The 17904-nt window shown below is 72.3% G+C and carries 12 protein-coding genes; 6 read left to right on the top strand and 6 right to left on the bottom strand.

Annotated features, from left to right (window positions below):
- Positions 1-12: 12 nt before the first annotated feature.
- The 4 genes from OHA34_RS18545 to OHA34_RS18530 all read right to left on the bottom strand — a co-directional run bounded on the left by OHA34_RS18545 (position 13) and on the right by OHA34_RS18530 (position 7480).
- On the bottom strand, positions 13-3558 hold the full coding sequence (locus OHA34_RS18545) for a CDP-glycerol glycerophosphotransferase family protein (RefSeq protein ID WP_329522326.1): 3546 nt from the start codon (positions 3556-3558) through the stop codon (positions 13-15).
- A 113-nt stretch (positions 3559-3671) separates the two neighbouring features.
- A complete protein-coding gene (locus OHA34_RS18540; RefSeq protein WP_285942482.1) occupies positions 3672-5105 on the bottom strand; it encodes an acyltransferase family protein in 1434 nt (477 codons plus the stop codon).
- 12 nt (positions 5106-5117) lie between these two features.
- On the bottom strand, positions 5118-6536 hold the full coding sequence (locus OHA34_RS18535; protein WP_329522325.1) for an LCP family protein: 1419 nt from the start codon (positions 6534-6536) through the stop codon (positions 5118-5120).
- A 71-nt stretch (positions 6537-6607) separates the two neighbouring features.
- Positions 6608-7480 carry a TIGR03089 family protein gene (locus tag OHA34_RS18530; RefSeq protein ID WP_329522324.1) on the bottom strand — a complete coding sequence of 291 codons (873 nt, stop codon included), beginning with the start codon at positions 7478-7480 and terminating at the stop codon, positions 6608-6610.
- 70 nt (positions 7481-7550) lie between these two features.
- Here OHA34_RS18530 and OHA34_RS18525 point away from each other — a divergent pair, with 70 nt between their 5' ends.
- The 3 genes from OHA34_RS18525 (at position 7551) to OHA34_RS18515 (ending at position 11888) form a co-directional block, all read left to right on the top strand.
- Entirely contained in the window at positions 7551-9695 is a 2145-nt protein-coding gene (locus OHA34_RS18525) for a hypothetical protein (RefSeq protein ID WP_329522323.1), read from the top strand.
- Positions 9696-9813: 118 nt separating this feature from the next.
- Positions 9814-10725: a glycosyltransferase family 2 protein gene (locus OHA34_RS18520; protein WP_329522322.1), complete on the top strand. Its 912-nt coding sequence runs from the start codon at positions 9814-9816 to the stop codon at positions 10723-10725.
- Positions 10722-11888, top strand: coding sequence for a glycosyltransferase family 4 protein (locus OHA34_RS18515; RefSeq protein WP_329522321.1), 1167 nt, complete (start codon positions 10722-10724; stop codon positions 11886-11888). Before OHA34_RS18520 ends, OHA34_RS18515 begins: the two co-directional genes overlap by 4 nt.
- 214 nt (positions 11889-12102) lie before the next feature.
- Here OHA34_RS18515 and OHA34_RS18510 read toward each other — a convergent pair whose 3' ends face one another.
- Positions 12103-12378: a MerR family transcriptional regulator gene (locus OHA34_RS18510; protein ID WP_285942810.1), complete on the bottom strand. Its 276-nt coding sequence runs from the start codon at positions 12376-12378 to the stop codon at positions 12103-12105.
- Positions 12379-13378: 1000 nt separating this feature from the next.
- On the bottom strand, positions 13379-14365 hold the full coding sequence (locus OHA34_RS18505) for a lysylphosphatidylglycerol synthase domain-containing protein (RefSeq protein ID WP_285942473.1): 987 nt from the start codon (positions 14363-14365) through the stop codon (positions 13379-13381).
- Positions 14366-14444: 79 nt separating this feature from the next.
- On the opposite strand from OHA34_RS18505, the gene OHA34_RS18500 reads away from it, so the two are divergent.
- From OHA34_RS18500 to OHA34_RS18490, 3 genes are all read left to right on the top strand, one after another.
- Entirely contained in the window at positions 14445-15152 is a 708-nt protein-coding gene (locus OHA34_RS18500; protein WP_285942472.1) for a class I SAM-dependent methyltransferase, read from the top strand.
- A gap of 222 nt (positions 15153-15374) precedes the next feature.
- A complete protein-coding gene (locus OHA34_RS18495) occupies positions 15375-16544 on the top strand; it encodes a glycosyltransferase family 4 protein (protein WP_285942470.1) in 1170 nt (389 codons plus the stop codon).
- A gap of 261 nt (positions 16545-16805) precedes the next feature.
- Positions 16806-17873, top strand: a complete 1068-nt coding sequence (locus OHA34_RS18490; RefSeq protein ID WP_285942468.1) for an NDP-sugar synthase — start codon at positions 16806-16808, stop codon at positions 17871-17873.
- The last annotated feature ends 31 nt before the right edge of the window (positions 17874-17904 follow it).

The raw sequence follows: 17904 nt of genomic DNA, 5'->3' as shown, positions 1-17904 counted from the left end.
GGCGGTCCCGGACTAACCGTCGCGGAGCATCCGGTCGACGACCCGGGCCGCGGCTCCGCCGTCGTCCCAGGCGCAGAACTTCTCCTGGAACGCGCGGTACCGGTCGGCGTAGACGGGCACGGCGGCCTCGGCCGCGCCGATCGCCTCGATCAGCTCCGCCGAGGTGCCGCACAGCGGGCCGGGCGCCTCGGCCTCGAAGTCGAAGTAGAAGCCGCGCAGATGGTCGCGGTAGCGCTCCAGGTCGTAGGTGAAGAAGAGCTGGGGGCGCCCGGTCACCGCGTAGTCGAACATCACCGACGAGTAGTCGGTGACCATGAGATCGGAGATCAGGTACAGGTCGGCGATGTCGGGGTAGCGGCTGACGTCGATGGCGAACTCGCCGTCGGTGCCCTCCACCCCGCCGCCCAGGTTGAAGTGGCCGCGGACCAGCAGCACGTGGTCGCCGCCGAGGGCCGCGCGGGCCGCGTCGAGGTCGAGCTGGAGCTCCATGCGGTAGCCGCCGGACCGGGCCTGGTCGTCGCGCCAGGTCGGCGCGTACAGCACGACCTTCCGGCCCTCGGGGATGCCGAGCAGTTTCCGGACCCGGGTGGCGCGGGCGGCGTTCCCGCGCGCGAGCAGGTCGTTGCGCGGGTAGCCGGACTCCAGGATCTCGCCCTCGTAGCGGAACGCGCGCCGCATGATCGGGGTGCTGAACGGGTTGGGCGAGACCAGCACGTCCCACTGCGCGACGTCGGCGCTGAACCGCCGCATGTAGTCCTGGGCGTTCTTGAACTTCGGCCGCTCGATGTCGTAGCCGATGCGCTTGAGCGGGGTGCCGTGCCAGGTCTGCGCGTAGAACTGGCCCTCGCGCTTGTCCAGCCACTCGGGCATCGGGTCGTTGCCGACCAGGTAGCGGGCCTGCGCGAGCGTCCTGAAGTGCTCGCGACCGCCGTACAGCACGGTCCGGACGCCGTCCGGCGGCTGGAACTGGCCGTCCTTGGTGACCCAGACGCACTCCAGGTCGGGACGCCGCCGGGCCAGCTCCTCGTAGATCGCGCGGGGGCTGTCGGAGTACTGCCGGCCGCGGAAGCTCTCGAACATCGCCAGGTCGCGCAGCGGCTCGTTCAGGTAGGCCGGGTAGTCGCGCTGCGCGGTGCGCTTGAGCCCGTAGACGCCGCGCTCCTCGTCGTCCTGCGCGGGACGCGCCTCCAGCCGCAGCGCGTCGGCCTGGTAGGTGGCGAGCTTGAACTCGTGCAGGCCGACGACCCGCGGCGCGGGCAGGCCGGCGACCGAGGAGCGGGACACCGCGACCGCGACGTCGCCCTCGGCCATCGGCGCGAAGAAGCCCCAGTGGCCGGACGAGAGCGGCAGCACCTCGCCGAAGCGGGACACCCGGGTGGGCGCCAGCTCGGCGGTGAAGCCGTCCTCGGTCCAGGCCATCGGGAACGCGTGGGTGTCGCCGCCGCTGCGCAGCCGGACGAGCAGGCGGTCCGGGCGCTCGTCGCCGGCGATCTCGCCGCTGAGGACGAGCCGGCCGTCGTCCGTCCACTCGGCCCTGGTCACCGCGGGCCGGCGGGGCCGCTCGGCGATCCGCAGGTTGCCGAACTTGGTACGGGTGACCACGATCTCGTCGGCGCCGAGCGAGTGCCGCAGCTCGACGTCGTCGTGGATGGTCAGCCGGATCGGCTTGCCCTGCCCCGGGACCTGGAGCGAACCGTCCCAGTCGAGGCCCTCGGTGACCCAGGTGTGCAGGGTCGCGGCGGTCTCGCTCGCGCGCGAGACCAGCGCCTCGACGGGCAGCTCGGCGCTGAACCGGCCGCCCGCGGAGAAGGTGACCGGGTGCCGGGTCTCGGCCATGCCCTGCCGCCGGGCCAGCACCAGCTCGGCGGAGGTCACCGCGGTGTCGGCGACCCGCCCGTCGAGCACGAGCGTGCCGTCCTTGACGGCGGCGGCGGTGATGTGGGCGTTGAGCTGCTTAACCTGGATGACGAAGCGGTCGCTCGCGGTGGTGACCGGCCGGATCCACACGTCGGGGGCGGCGTCCCAGGCGTTGGCCCAGCGCACGTCGCTGCGCCGCGGCCCGCGCAGCGGCGCCGTGGCCTTGAGCCCGCCCGGCGCGGTGACCTCGGCGTGCAGCTCCCAGTTGGCCGAGCGCAGCGCCCGCAGCATCCGGGACTTGGCGGACCGCATGAACCGGTAGCGGCCGACCCGCAGGTCGGCCGGGTCGATCACGACCTCGAACCCGGCCCAGTCGTAGTCGGCGGCGGCGCGGCGCGCGTCGGCGGACACGTCGGGCCGGTGCGCGCGCCGCGACGGCAGCTCGACCACCGTGCCGTTGCGGGTGTGCCGGAGCCAGACCCGGATGTCGCACGCGTCCGGGTCCGCGGACGGGTCGGTCATCGGGATCCGGGTGATGTAGGCGTGCCCCGAGATGTGCAGCATGCCGTCGTCGTCCCAGTGCGCCGAGTCGGCGCGGCCCTGCATGGTCAGCTCGCGGGTGACGTCGTACAGGTCGTCGGGGACGGACCGCTCGGGGTCGCCGAAGTAGGGATAGGCGGCGTACCAGCGGTCGCCCTTGCGGACCACGTCGGCGGTGAAGATGGCGGCCTGCTGGAAGGTGATCAGCTCCAGCAGCGCGTCGATCATCCCGTTGCCGATGAAGTGGTACTTGAGCCGCTTGAGCGCGGTCAGCTCGGCCAGCATCGCGGCGTCGGCCTCGGCGACCACGCCGCCGACCTCCGCGCGCAGCCGCTCCTGGTACTGGGAGCCGCCCTCGCCGGCCATGTCGATGTAGAGGGGCAGCTCGCCCGACAGCACCGAGGTGAGCTGGGCCCGCCACAGCTCGGGCGACCGGGTCTTGAGGAAGGCGGTGACGGCCCGGGTGGTGCGCACCCGGTCCTCGAGGTTGCCCGGCTCGGTGCGCCGCTGGGTGATCGACTGGGACTCGCCCTCGCGCTCGCGCCAGTAGTAGACGGTGTCGCTGAGCACGTCCACCGAGGAGGCCAGGAAGTGCGCCGGGATCGTCACCGGCGCGTCCTCGTACAGCCCCGGCGGGAACGCGAAGCCGTGCTTGTCGAAGAACGCCTTGCGGAACACCTTGTTCCACGCGGTGCGGTCGCCGAGCAGGTCGGGCCGCTTGGAGACGTGCGTCCGCTTGTCGGTGACCAGGAACATCTCGGTGTGCATCGGGGAGCTGCGCGGCCCCGCGGAGGTGAGCCGCCGGACGCCGCCGCAGGCCAGGTCGGAGCCGGTCTCCTCCAGCGTCCCCACCATCAGCTCGTAGGCGTAGCGGGGCAGGACGTCGTCGGAGTCCACGAACGCCAGGTAGGTGCCGGTGGCGCGGATCGCGCCGGTGTTGCGCGCCGGGCCGAGGCCCTGGTTCTCCTGCTCGACCAGGTGGAACCGGTCGTCGCGGTCGGCGAACTCCTTGGCGATGGCCGCGCTCGCGTCGGGGGAGCCGTCATCGACCATGATGATCTCGATGTCGCGCAGCGTCTGCTGCTGCAAGGAGTCGAGACAGGCTTCCAGATAACCCTCGACGTTGTAGAACGGCACAACGACGCTGAGGAGCGGTGACACGTTTCTCCCACTGACAGTGATGGACGCCGCCGATCCTCGATCGCAGGCTCGGGGGGAGGAACGGCGGTCGATTGCAGGTTATCCGACGGTCCGGGACCCGGCCGGCCGATCGGTCACGCTCTGTGCGCCCCCACGGGGGGCGCCTGTTCCGCACCGTCTCCCTCTCCGCCGCCGCCGTCGCGGGGCGGGCGGGGACGCGTCTTGGGTGGCCGCTTGGCCGTCACGTTGCGCTGAGGACGGCGCAGCCCGGTGAACGCGAAGGTCATCTTGGGTTCGAGCGCCCACCCCATCACCGTGACCACCGGCTTGGAGCACAGCAGCGTGCCCACCACGATCGCGCCCACCATGACGATGAGGACGCCCGGCACGGTGTGCATCCACGCCGAGCCCCACCAGCCGGTGAACTGGAGCAGCCGGGTGACGAACCCGTGCAGCAGGTAGGCGTACAGCGTGGTCGCGCCGAGCCCGGTGAACCAGGTGCGCCGCCTCGGCACCTGGGTCAGGAACGCCGCGACCAGCACGACCGCGCACGCGAACATCGCCAGCCGCATCCCGGTCCCGACGACGTTGCCGACGCCGAGGTCCTCGTGCGGGCTCTTCCAGTAGATCCAGTCGCGCGACATGCGGTCCTTGGCCACCCAGGCGGCGCCGAACCCGCCGAGCAGCACCAGCGCGCCGAGCGCCCGCGCCACCGGCTTCTTCAGCAGCTCGAAGTGGTCGGGCTTGAGCATCAGGCCGAGCACGTAGAACGGCAGCAGCCCGATCACCCGGTGGACGTCGAAGGTGCCACCGAGATCGCTCATGTACGACAGCAGCGAGAACACCAGCGAGACCGCGAGCGGCCAGCGGATCTGCTGCCAGACCGGGGTGGACAGCCGCCACATGAACAGCGCGCACAGGAACCAGGTGAGGAAGTAGGGGTTGAGGAGGCTGATCTCCAGCTCGTTGCGGCCGGCCAGCCAGTCGTACAGCGAGTAGGCGATCTCGAAGACCACGTACGGCACGCCGACGTTGGTGATCAGCTTGCGGGCCTTGCCGCCGGAGAACGTCCAGTTCCGCGAGAAGTAGCCGGTGACCACGATGAACAGCGGCATGTGGAACATGTAGATGAACAGGTACAGGCCCCTGGCCAGCGGCACGTTCAGCAGGTTGGCCAGCGAGTGGCCCATCACCACCAGCAGGATCGCCAGGAACTTGGCGTTGTCGAAGAACGGGTCGCGTTCCTTGCGGGGCTTCGGCGGCGTCCCGGCGACCGGCGGGCCGGGGGCCGGGGCTCCCGCGCCCGGCGGGCCGACGGGCGGCGCCCCGGGGGGCTCCGGCGCCCGCGGCGCCGGGGCGTGGGGGGCCGGTATGTGGAGGTCCGGTGTTCCTAGGGCCGGTGTGCCGAGGGCGGGCGTCCCGAAGGGGGACGTGCCGAGGGCGGGCGTTCCGGGTGCGGGCGTTCCAGCAGGCGGCGGCCCGGAGGCCGGATCCTGGTCCTGTCCGGGGTCCGGCGACCACGGTCGCCTGGGCTGGGGAGCCGCTGGGGGCCTGCTGGAGTACGTCATGGCTGCCGCGGGTCAGGTCCCCTTACAGATGTCGTCGTCGGCCCGGATCTCGCCCTGCTGGGTCGGGATCCCCGCCTTGGCACTCTTGAGGTTAATCCCGTTGGAGCCCACGATCAGGTCGACCACGCCGGGCTTGCCGCCGGTGCGCGCGGTCGGCTGGGGCGCGTTCGGGATGAGCCGGTTGAGGGTCTGGGAGTGCTCGTCGGCGCCCGCCCCGTACATCACCCGAGTGACCTTGGAGGTGGGGGCGTTGCCGCCGACCTCGACGTGGAAGCCCTGCGACTGAAGGTCCTCGGCGACCCGGGCGGCCTGGCCGCCGATCCCGCTGGCGTTGAACACCCGGACCCGGACCTGGCTCGGCGGGATCTTCGAGGCGCCCGCCTTGGGCTCGGTCGGGACGGTCTTGTCGTTGCGGACCGCGCTGAAGAACGGCTGGGCGGCCGGGCTGAGCGCCACCCGGTTGACGTCGAGCGGGTCGGCGCCGGACGGCACCGTGACGAAGCGCAGCTTGCCCGAGGTCATCCCCTGCATGCCCTGCGCGATCTTCATCATCACCGGCGGCGTCAGCTCCTCGTCGGTGGTGAGCGACTTGGTGGTGGCGCCCATCAGCGCCAGCAGCTTGCCGGGGTTGGTGAGCACGCCCGCGCTCATCGCCTTGTTGGCCAGCGCGCCCATGAACTTCTGCTGGCGCTTGATCCGGTCGGTGTCGGAGCCGTTGCCGAGTGCGTACCGGCTGCGGACGTAGGCCAGGGCCGTCTCGCCCTTGATCTCGTGCGTGCCCCTGCTCAGCTTGAGCTTGGCCTTGTGGTCGTTGACGTCCTTGGGCAGGCACACCGGCACACCGCCGACGGCGTTCGTGATGGCCTTGAACCCGTTGAAGTCGACCTGCATGAAGTGGTCGATCTTGATGTCGGTGACATGCTCGATGGTCTTGACCACGCAGGACGCGCCGCCGAGCGTGAACGCCGAGTTGATCTGGGCGCGCGACTGCGCCGCCGTGGTCGTCCCGTGCGAGGTCTTGCAGGACGGCATCGAGACCATCAGGTCGCGCGGGAAGCTGATGCCCATCGCCTGGCCCCCGCCCGGCGACAGGTGCAGCAGGATCATGGTGTCCGAGCGCGGCAGTTCGTTCTTCATGGACTTGCCGTACTTGGCGTTGTCGCCCGCGCGGGTGTCGGACCCGAGGAGCAGGATGTTCATCGCGCTGTTCAGCTTCTTGGGCCGGTTGGGACCGACCAGGCCGTTGGTGTCCTCGTGGTTGATGTTGCCGAGGGCGCTCCGGTATACGCCGTACATCGTGAGCGAGCCGGCGACCATGACGGCGGACACCCCGACGCAGACCCAGCCGAGGATGCGCCAGCCGCGCCGACGCGGCGCCGGCTGCGGATCGGCGTCGTCGACGTACTCCATGTACATCGGGTTGCTGTTCATCGGCTCCGTGTCCGGGGGCTGGCCCACTTCCAGGGGGCGGGGCGTCAAGGCGAGAGCAAAGAGAGATTAGGTCAGGCGAGGCGGCGTACGGACCCGGATGCGTCATTCCATCCGGGGAGTCCCGCGACCGCGGTCACATGCTCCAGGGTCACTCGTCGATCTAGGGACGCTTTGTCAAAGTTTCGTTGGATTATGACCGAAGCACCCGAGGCTAGTGGTGCGAGCAGGCCCGCCAGAACCCCGTCGAGTGTGGCGTACGACATGTCAACCAGCACTCGGTCGTGCGCGTCAAGCTCCCATTTCTCCGCTCTCCGGCGGGCTGCGGCCACCAGCTCCGCCGCACTCGATGTGACCTTTGTCACAGTAAGGGCGGGCGCGTCAGGCGTGACGGACGGGTCCGCGGCGAACCGGTCGCCGTACGCGCGCACTTCGACCGCGTAGTCGACGACGCCGGCGGGGACCTCGCGCAGCGGCCCGCCGAGCGCGTGCAGCGACAGCCCGACGACCTCCTCAGCGTCCCGGTCGCCGGCCACCTCTCCCAGCACCTCTTCCGAGGCCGCCAGGATGTACGGCGCGGAGGCCCCCAGGGGGCCGGCCGGAACGGTCCGGGATCCGGGCCGCACCGCGTCCGGATCGACCGGCTCGGCCACGAGACCGGCCGCCCAGCACGCCATCAGCCACACCGCGCTCTGCCAGTGCGGCGGCAGCACCAGCACCGCCCGGCCGCCCGGCTCCGCGGCCAGACCGTCCACCAGCAGGTTGGCGGTCTTGGCCACCCAGTTGTCGAAGGTCTTGGCCGACAGCTCGACCCGTTCGCCGGACGCGTCGTCGTAGAAGGTCACCAGCGGGCGGGACGGGTCGGCCGCCAGCCGGTCGCGCAGCAGGCCGGCGGGGTCCGCCGCGGGACGGCCGCCGGTTCCGGCGGGTCCATCGGGCTTGGTCATGAGGTGAGCGTAGAGCCCGCCCGGCCGGCCGGAGGCCACCGCCTCGTCATCCCCGCTACGCTCCGCATCGATGAATGAGCGGAGTGAGGGACGACCCGGGGGCGAGGCGGTGAGCGCGGGCCGGCTGCTCGCCCGGATCACGGTCGCCCCGGCGCTGCTGATCGTGGCGTGGCTGGTGGTCTCGCTGCCGCTGCTGCTGGCCGGGGTCTTCCGCCCCGCCCCCACGATCGCGCTGTTCGTGCCGGTGGCGGCCCTGGCCCTGTGGCAGGGCCTGCGCACCCGTCCGCGCGCCGGCGGCACCCCGCGCGGCGCCGGGACCGGCGATCGGCCCGGCGACGGGGACCGCGGGAAGAGCGGCGGCGGGCTCGGCGCCGTGTCGTGGTGGTCCACCGGCGGGACGCTGGCGGTCGCCGGCGGGTTCCTGGTGGTCCAGGTGGTCATGTGCTCCGAGCAGATCATCGTGCGCCGCGACCCCGCCTCGTACGCGCAGTTCGCGATCTGGCTGGCCGAGCACGGCTCGCTGCCGATCCCGCAGATGCGCGAGGCGTTCGGCGGCGGCGACGGCGTCCTGGAGTACGCCAGCCCGGCCTTCTACCAGGACGGCGGCGCGATCGTCCCGCAGTTCATGGCGGGGCTGCCGATGGTGCTCGCGCTCGGCGGCTGGATCGGCGGCACCCACGGCGTGCTGTGGATGGCCCCGCTGCTGGGCGCGTGCGCCGTGCTGGCGTTCGGGGGCCTGGTCGCGCGGCTGGTCGGGCCGCGCTGGGCGCCCGGCGGGGCGCTGCTGCTGGCGCTGACGCTGCCGATGCTGTGGGCGTCGCGCTCGACGTTCAGCGAGCTGCCCGCGCTGGTGCTGCTGCTCGGCGGCCTGGCTTTGCTGTACGACGTCGGGGAGCCCGGCGGCGCGTCCGGACGGGTCCCTTCGGCGCGGGCCAAGGCGTTCCTGGCGGGCCTGGCGCTCGGGCTCATCGTGCTGGTCCGCGTCGACGGGCTGCGCGACATCCTGCCGGTCCTGGTGTTCGCCGGGCTGCTCGTCGCACGCGGGCGCCGGACCGGGTACCCGCTGGCCGCCGGGCTCGTGATCGGCGCGGGCGCGGGCCTCACCGAGGGGTTCACGCTGTCCCGGCCGTACCTGAGGTACCTGCACGCCTCGTTCGATCCGCTGCTGCTCATCACGGCGGCGCTGGCCGCCGCCACCGTGCTCATGGTCGTGCTGCTGAAGTGGGACGCGACCGGGTCCCGGCTGCGGCGGGCGGGTGCCGCGATCTCCAGGGGACGGCTCCCGGGCGCCGCCGCCGTCCTCACCGTGCTGGTGATGGCGGGCTTCGCGGTCCGGCCGCTGGTGCAGACCGTGCGGCGGGTCCCCGACAACCCCGACGACCTGCTCAACGCGCACTTCATCGAGCTGGTGCAGCGGATCGGCCACCTGCCGGTCGACGGCACCCGGCAGTACACGGAGCTGTCCCTCTACTGGGTGATCTGGTACATCGGCCTGCCCGCGCTGCTGCTGGCCACGTTCGGCGCGGCGCTGCTCGTGCGGCGGCTGCTGCGCGGCCGGTCGCCCGAGTGGCTGCTCCCGTACGCCGTGGTCGTCTGGACGACGGCGCAGGTGCTGCTGCGGCCGGGCATCACCCCCGACCACCCGTGGGCGTCGCGGCGGCTGATCGGGCTCGTCATCCCCGGGCTGCTGCTGTTCACCGTGTGGGGGACGGCCTGGGTGCTCCGCCGCGTCCGCCGCCTCGGGTACGGGCCGCGCCCCACCCGCTGGGCCGTGGGCGTCGCGGTGGTGCTGCTCGTGGCGCCCGTCCTGCTGACGTCCGGCGGGTTCCTGGTCTCCAAGGTCGACCAGGGCGAGGTCGCGGCGGTCGACGGCATGTGCGCGCGGCTGGGCGACCGGGGGTCGGTCGTGGTGGTCGAGCGCGCCACCGCCGACCGGTTCCTCCAGGTGATCCGCGGCATGTGCGGGCTGCCCGCGGCCCGGACGGCGGCGACCGCCCAGCCGGCCGACGTGCTGCGGGTGATCGGGAAGATCCAGGAGGCCGGCCGGGAGCCGGTGATCATGGGCGCGGAGCCGGGGCAGGTGGCCCCGTACGGCCCGGCCGCCCAGGTGATACGGCTGAAGACCCGGCAGGACGGCCGCACGCTGACCGTGCCGCCCGGCGGGAGCTGGGGGCTGAGCGTCAACGTCTGGATCTCCCGGCCCACCGCCCCCTGACCCGCGTCCTGACCTGGCTCCTGACCCGCGCCCGGCCCGGCCCGCGGCGCCGCGAAAGGCGCACCCGGAGGGCCGGACGGGACGCCCCGGGTCTCCAGGGCGGGTATTCTCGCGCTGCGTGAGTACCGAGGCCACTACCGAACGCGTGCACGTGACGATCGTCCTGCCCTGCTACAACGAGCAGGACCACGTCATCGACGAGGTCGAGCGCATCTGCAAGGCGATGGACAACAGCGGCAAGACCTACGAGCTGCTCGCCGTCGACGACTCCTCGAGCGACGCCACGCTGGCCCGGTTGCGCGAGGCCGAACCGCGCTTCCCGCAGATGCGGATCATGGCCTTCCAGCACAACAGCGGCTCGGGCACCGTCCGGCGGATCGGCTCCCAGCAGGCCCGCGGCGAGATCGTGGTGTGGACGGACGCCGACATGTCCTATCCGAACGAGCGGATCCCCGAGCTGGTCGAGATCCTCGACACCGATCCGTCGATCGACCAGGTGGTCGGCGCCCGCACGTCCGAGGAGGGCACGCACAAGGCGCTGCGCGTCCCGGCCAAGTGGTTCATCCGCAAGGTGGCCGAGCGGCTCACCAACTCCAAGATCCCCGACCTGAACTCCGGGCTGCGCGCGTTCCGCCGCGAGGTGTCGCTGCCCTACCTGCGGCTGCTGCCGCCCGGGTTCTCCTGCGTCACCACGATCACGATCGCGTTCCTGTCGAACCAGCACCCGGTGCGGTACGAGCCGATCGAGTACGCCAAGCGGGCCGGCACGTCCAAGTTCCACTTCACCAAGGACGCCTACCGGTACATCCTCCAGGTGCTGCGGATGGTGATGTACTTCAACCCGCTCAAGGTGCTGATGCCGCTGGCGCTGTGGCTGCTCGGAATCGCCCTGGTCAAGGGCGTGTTCGACATGGTCGTGCGCTTCGGGTACTTCGCCAACAACACCGTGATGCTCTTCATCACCGGGCTGATCATCGCCTCGCTGGCGCTGCTCGCCGACCTGATCGTCCGCTCGCGGGGTGACACATGAGGATCGCCGTCGTCGGTCCCGCGTTCCCCTACAAGGGGGGCGGCGCGCACCACACCACCGAGCTGGCGCACCGGCTGGGCGCCGCCGGGCACACCGTCGTCATCGAGTCGTGGCGCGCGCAGTACCCCGGGTTCCTCTACCCCGGGCAGCAGACGATCTCCGATCCGGAGGGCGAGCCGTTCGCGGGCACCCGGCACCGGCTCGACTGGCGCCGCCCCGACGGCTGGTGGCGCACCGGCCGCGGGCTGGGCTCCTACGACCTGGTCGTGCTGGCCGTCCTCAGCCCCGTGCAGGTCCCGTCCTACCTCGGCATCCTCGCCGGGCTCGGCCGCCGCGCCCCGGTGGTCGCGCTCTGCCACAACGTGCTGCCGCACGAGCGCAAGCCCTACGACAGGCCGCTGATGAAGGCCCTGCTCGGACGGGTGAACGGCATCCTCGTGCACTCCGACGAGCAGGCGGGCCTGGCCCGCGGGCTGACGGCGCGTCCGGTGCGCGTCGCCGAGATGCCCGCCCACCTGCCGAGTCCCGCCCCGTCCGCCGGGTCCGACGGCCTCGCCGCGCCCGCGTCCGCGCCCGCGCCTGGTCCCGCGCGGGACGGCGGGACGGCGCGGCGGCTGCTGTTCTTCGGGATGGTCCGCCCGTACAAGGGCCTCGACGTGCTGCTGCGCGCTCTCGCGGCGGGCCCCGAGGACGTCTCGCTGACCGTCGCGGGCGAGTTCTGGGGCGGGCTCGACGAGACCCGCGCGCTGATCGGCGAGCTCGGCCTCGCCGGACGGGTGGAGCTGCGGCCCGGCTACGTGCCCGCCGCCGAGGTGCCGGAGCTGTTCGCCGCCGCCGACGCGCTCGTCCTGCCCTACCGCGCCGCCACCGCCTCGCAGAACGTCTGGATGGCCTACGAGCACGGCGTCCCCGTCATCGCGACCAGCGTCGGCGGGTTCGCCGGCCAGGTCCGCGACGGCGTCGACGGCCTGATCTGCGAGCCGGACGACGTCGCCTCGCTCACCGGGGCCCTGACGCGCTTCTACGCCCCGGGCGAGCCCGAACGGCTGAGGGCCGCGGTCGACCGCGTCGACCACGGCCCGGTCTGGACGGCCTACCTGGAGACCCTGCTCGCGGGCACGGATTCCGGCCCCGCCGTCACAGCCGGGGTGCGACGATCTTGAGCAGCACGCGCCGGACCTGTTCACCGTCGGACATCCGCAGTGGCGCCCTGCACTGCCGGCAGCGGATCTTGCCGCCTCGGCCGGATGAGCGGCCGGGCCAGTAGTAGTCCGCCGGATCCGGGAGACGACGTTCCCGCAGGTCGGCCGTCCCGATGTTCACGCCACGAGCTGTCTCGATGAGGGATCGCCAAACGGAACCCCCGGCCATGGCGGATCAGTCCTGTTCGGGGTCCCGGTCGAGGCGGTGTTGGAGTTGGGTGTTGATGCGGTCGGCTTCGGCGAGCTGGTCTTGGAGGATGATGATGCGGCAGGCCGCTTCCATGGCGGTGCCCTGGTCGATCATGTCGCGGGCTCGTTGGGCCAGGCGCAGCTGGTAGCGGGAGTAGCGGCGGTGCCCGCCGGCCGAGCGTTGCGGGACGAACAGCTTGGCGGCGTCCAGGCCGCGCAGGAACCCTGGGGTGACCCCGAGGATCTCGGCGGCGCGCCCCATGCTGTAGGCCGGGTAGTCCTCGTCGTCGAGCTTGTCGTTCAGCGTGTCCTCGGGCTGGTCGTGCCCCGAGACCGGCTGCGCGAGGCGCGGGTCAGGGTGCTGGGGGTCAGGGTGCTGCGGATCGGTGCCGGTCCTGGCCGGCCGGGGTGCTGTCACGGAACCTTCCGTACTGCCGTGTGCGTACATGCCGGGCACGTTCTGGCAGGGGGAAACGGTGATGAGGCCCCGGCGCCAAGAAGGGCGCCGGGGCCACGAGGTACAACACCATCTATCCGGCGCTGGAGCCGGTTGTCTTCCGCGCCGACCGCCTGGGGCGGGGGCGCGGGGATCGCGAATGCGTGACCGTAGACCACCGTCCAATCTGTGGAGCTGCGGTACCCGCGCGGCGTGACTGGAGCCTGCGACGGGCGATCCCGATGGCGCCGAGAACCCCCTTCCTTGTCTTCCCTACCTGCGTTCTTTCCTTCACCTGCACTTGCTTTGGTGCTGTCGGCGGCCCGTTGACCGCCGGGCGCCCGACCGGCTGCCAGAGTCCCTTGCCTTGCGTTGACCCCGGCACGCCCGGCCTGCGCCATCCACTTCACCGGGCAGTTCGTCCTCTGCCGCGTCTGATGGACTTGTTCTTCGTCGATGACAGGAACACTACCCCACACTCCCGCGAATATCTACTTCGACCAACGCAGTTTTTCGGAGATCGCCTCAGGTGGTTCTCTGCTGCCTGCGCCCGGACCGCGCCAGGGACGCGGCGGCCCGAAACCGTGCGGCGGTACAGCGCACGGTTTCAGCGGCTGAGATGGGTGATGGCGACGTCGATGGTCGCGGTGATGTGGATGCGCCGGTCCAGGCCGGTGCGCTCAAGGATCCGGCGGCACATGCGTTGCCGATCGAGGTGACGGACAAGCGCGCCACGGTCCTCTCGGTGAACCGCCGCTCGAACATCGACTCCGCCGAACCCGGCACTCGCTCGATCCGGGTCGTCCTCGGCGGCTCGATCCGCTCCTCATGGCAGCGGGTCGACGGCGCGCTCCGCAACCGATCCCGCGACATCTCCGCCGGGCAGATCTTGTCCGCCGGGGCCGCCGCCGCCCGTCCGGCCGAGCAGGAACGCGATGCCCGCGCCCACGAGGTCGGCCACGGTCAGCGCCACCCGGGACGCGATCGCGACCACGGCGGGGGCGCCCGCCGGGAGCACCGGGGACAGCACCAGCACCAGCGCCGCCTCGCGCGCGCCGATCCCGCCCGGGGCGATGAAGGCCAGGAAGCCCGCCACGAACGCCAGTGCGTACGCGCCGGTGGCCAGGAAGGGGAGCCCGGCCCCGCTGCCGCCCGCCGCCCCGCACAGCAGCCAGAGGTGCACGCCGAACAGCGCCCAGCCGAGCACCGTCCAGCCGACCGCCACCAGCGTCGCGCCCAGGCTCACCCGGTGCTCCAGCGGGGGCCGCCGGACGAGCCTCAGCGCGGTGTCGAGGCACCACGTCACGATCTTCGGGTGCAGCATCGCGAGCAGCACCGGCGCCAGCGGGAACAGCCACCAGTAGCGGTCCCGGGCCGCCGCCGAGGTCAGCGGCAGCGTCACCGCCGCGACGGCCAGGCCGCACGCGGTCGAGGTCGCCACCGCGAGCAGCGTGGCGCTGATGCTGCGCGCCCGCGACACCTTGTACTCGCTGGACAGCTCGACCTGGGTCACCAGCGCCCACACCTTGCCGGGCACGTACTTGCCGAGCTGCGAGATGTACTGGATCCGGAACGCGGCCTTCAGTGGCAGCGGCGAGCCGAGCCCGGCCAGGAAGGTCCGCCAGCCCAGCATCCAGGCGAACAGCCCGGCGCACCCGGCGGCGAACGCGCCCACCAGCGTGAACCACGACATCTGCTGGAACGCCTGGACGGCGTCGTCCCACGAGGACACCAGGCTGTAGGCGCAGAAGGCCAGTGCGAGCAGGATCAGCAGTATGCGCACGGCCCGCAGCGCGACGGCCTTGGATTTCACCCGCCCAGACTAGGTGAACGCCGGGCCCCCTCGCGCTTTGCGAGCCCGCACCCACCCGGCGCCTCTAGAGTTGGCGGCGATGAAACTCTCGGATGTGGTCGCCTTCATGGGGCACCAGGTGCACGTGTGCCGGTACCGCGAGGCGGGGACGCTGCTCGACTGGATGGGCCGGAACCTGCGCGGCAAGCGGGTCCTCGACGTCGCGGGCGGCGACGGCTACTGGGCCGGGCGGGCCCACCGCCGCGGCGCCGACGCGGTCTCGATCGACCTGGCCCGCAAGAAGATGGTCTACGGCCGGACGCTCGCGCACGCGCCCGCGCTGGTCGAGTGCGACGCGCTGCGGCTGCCGTTCGGCGACGGCTCGTTCGACGCGATCCTGTCGGTCTGCGCGATCGAGCACTTCGACGACGGCGGCACCTCGCTCGACGAGATGGCGCGGGTGCTCAAGCCGGGCGGCGAGATCTTCATGTCCGCCGACGTGCTGAGCCGCGCCGACGCCTGGCCGGGCCTGCGTGACGCGCACAAGGCCAAGTACCACGTGCAGCACACCTACACGCACGAGACGCTGCGCACGCTGATGGACGAGCGCGGCCTCGACCTGGTCCGGCACTCGTACCAGTTCAGGACCGCCACGACCGAGCGGCTCTACCTGTCGCTCTCGGCGTACGGGGGCAAGGTCGGCTTCAACGCGGCGGCCCCGCTAACGCCCCTGGTCGCCCTGGCCGACCGCAGCGCCCCCAACGAGCGCGGCAGCATCGTCCTGATCCACGCGCGCAAGCGCGCCTGACGCGCGGGCGCGCCTGACACGCGCGGGATCCGCCCGCGCCGCCGGTCTCCCGATCGGCCGTGAAACGCGCGGGCGGGCGACCTGAAATCCCCCGGTGGGCAGGCTGAAACGCGCGGGCGGGCGGACCTGATGCTCGCGCGGGGCCCGAGCGGCGTAGTCTCGGAGAATAAAGAGTGATCTACGCCACTTCGGCTTCGGCTGAGCCGGGATTAAGGGGGATCCGTGGCGCCTCGAATTCTGCTCGACGCCACCGCCGTGCCCGCCGACCGGGGCGGGCTGGGACGGTACGTCGACGGCCTGCTGTCGGCCCTGCACGGGCTCGGCGCCGATCTGGCGGTGGTCTGCCAGCGCGCCGACGAGGAGCGGTACGGGACGCTCGCGCCGGGGGCGCGGATCGTCGCCGGCCCGGCGGCGCTCGCGCACCGCGCCGCCCGGTTGTCCTGGGAGCAGTCCGGGCTCCCGTACGTCGCCGAGCAGGTCGGCGCCGACGTGATCCATCTGCCGACGTACACGATCCCGGTCGCGCCGGGGCTGCCGACGGTGGTGACGATCCACGACGTGACGCTGTTCACCGAGCCCGAGCTGTACGACCCGGTCCGCACCACCTACGTCAAGTCGGCGACGCGCACCGCCGCGCGCCGCGCCACCCGCCTGATCGCGCCGTCCCGGGCCACCCGCGACGAGCTGGTCCGGCTGCTCGGCGCCGATCCCGAGCACATCGACGTCGCCTACCACGGCGTCGACCACCAGGCGTTCCACCGTCCGGACGAGCCCGAGATCAAGCGGGTCTCCGACCGGCTCGGCCTGCACGGCCGCCCGTACCTGGCCTACCTGGGGGCGCTGGAGCCGCGCAAGAACGTGCCCGCGCTGATCCGCGGCTGGGTGCGGGCGTGCGCCGAGCGAGCCGATCCGCCCGCGCTGGTGCTGGCCGGCGCCGGCGGCTGGGACGACGACGTCGACGCGGCGCTGGCGTCCGTGCCGGTGCAGCTCAGGGTGGTGCGGCCCGGCTACCTGTCGTGGGAGTCGCTGCCCGGCCTGTTCGGCGGGGCGCTGGTGGTGGCGCTGCCGAGCCGCGGGGAGGGCTTCGGGCTGCCGGTGCTGGAGGCGATGGCCTGCGGGGCACCCGTCCTGACGACCCGGCGGGGCCCGCTGCCCGAGGTCGGCGGCGACGCCGTCGCCTACACCGAGCCCGAGCCCGAGCACATCGCGGCGGCCCTGTCCGCGCTGATCGACGATCCGGCGGCGCGGCGGCGGCTCGGCGACGCGGCCTGCGTCCGTTCGCAGCAGTTCAGTTGGACGGTCTCGGCCGAGGCGCACCTGGCGTCCTACGAGAGGGCCGTGGGGCAGTACGCCACGGCCCACCAGAACGGGCCCGCGCCGCACGCTCACTAGTGCTTTTCCAAGCCCGGCCCGGCGTTCTCGCCTGGCGGCTCGGACGCCGACCGTGCTTGGGCGAGCGCGACATCGCTTCGCGATCTGGCCGGTTCGGCTCGCCTTCGGCTTCGCCGCACCGGCCAGGTAACGCGCTCGCGCGACGGCCGAGGCACTGTGAGACAGGGCCCGGCACGCCGAGGGCGCCGTGCTCCGCACCCGCTAGGCTCGCTCGCACTGCTAGAGCCGGGCGCGTCCGGCTGGACTGAGGAAGGGGCCCGAGTGGAAGCCATCCTGCTGGTCGGGGGCCAGGGCACCCGGCTGCGCCCGCTGACCATCTCGACTCCCAAACCGCTGCTTCCGGCGGCGGGTGTCCCACTGCTGGAACATCAGGTCACGCGGGCGCGCGACGCGGGTGTGACGCGGATCGTGTTCGCGACCTCCTATCGCGCCGAGATGTTCTCCGAGGCGTTCGGCGACGGCGCCCGGCTCGGCATGGAGATCGTCTATGTGACCGAGGACGAGCCGCTCGGCACCGCCGGTGCGATCCGCAACGCGTCGGCGGCCCTGACCTGCGACGGCGACAGCCCGGTTCTCATCCTGAACGGCGACATCCTGTCCGGGCACGACATCTCCGCACAGATCGCGGCGCACGAGAAGGACAAGGCCGCGGTCACCCTGCATCTGACGCTCGTCGACGACGCCCGGCGCTACGGCTCGGTGCCGACGGCCCCGAACGGCAGAGTGGTCGACTTCGTGGAGAAGTCCCCGAACCCGCCGACGAACCAGGTCAACGCCGGGTGCTATGTCTTCCGCCGTTCGGTGATCGAGCACATCCCCGCCGGCCGGGCGGTGTCGGCCGAGTACGAGACCTTTCCGGAACTCCTGGCCGGGGGCGAGGTGATCTGCGGGTACGTCGAGGCGGCCTACTGGCTCGACGTGGGAACGCCCGCGACCTTCGTCCGGGGCGTCTGCGACCTCGTGCTGGGGGCCATGCCGTCCCCGGTGGTGTCGCCGCACGAGCACGGCGCGCTGCTGCTGGACGGGGCGTCCGTCGCGCCGACGGCCCGGGTGGGCGGCGGTACGGCGGTCGGGCGGGGCGCCGCCATCGGAGCCGGGGCCCGGGTCGAATCGAGCGTGCTCTTCGATCGCTCCGTGGTCGAACCCGGCGCCCGGGTGGTCCGCTCGGTCGTCGGCGAAGGCGCGCGGGTCTGCTCGGGCGCGGTGCTGGAGGATTGCGTCGTCGGCGACGGTGCGACCGTCGGCCCGGGGAACGAGTTGCTCAACGGCCTGCGTGTCTGGCCCAACGCCGAACTCTCCGCGACGGCGGTCCGCTTTTCACCCGAGTAGCCGTCGCGGTCCGGGGAGGCGCTGTTCGCGG

The organism is Spirillospora sp. NBC_01491 (assembly GCF_036227065.1).
Taxonomy (GTDB): domain Bacteria; phylum Actinomycetota; class Actinomycetes; order Streptosporangiales; family Streptosporangiaceae; genus Spirillospora; species Spirillospora xylanilytica.
Note: the sequence above shows the minus strand (reverse complement) of the source record. Positions and strands in the feature narration are given on the sequence as shown.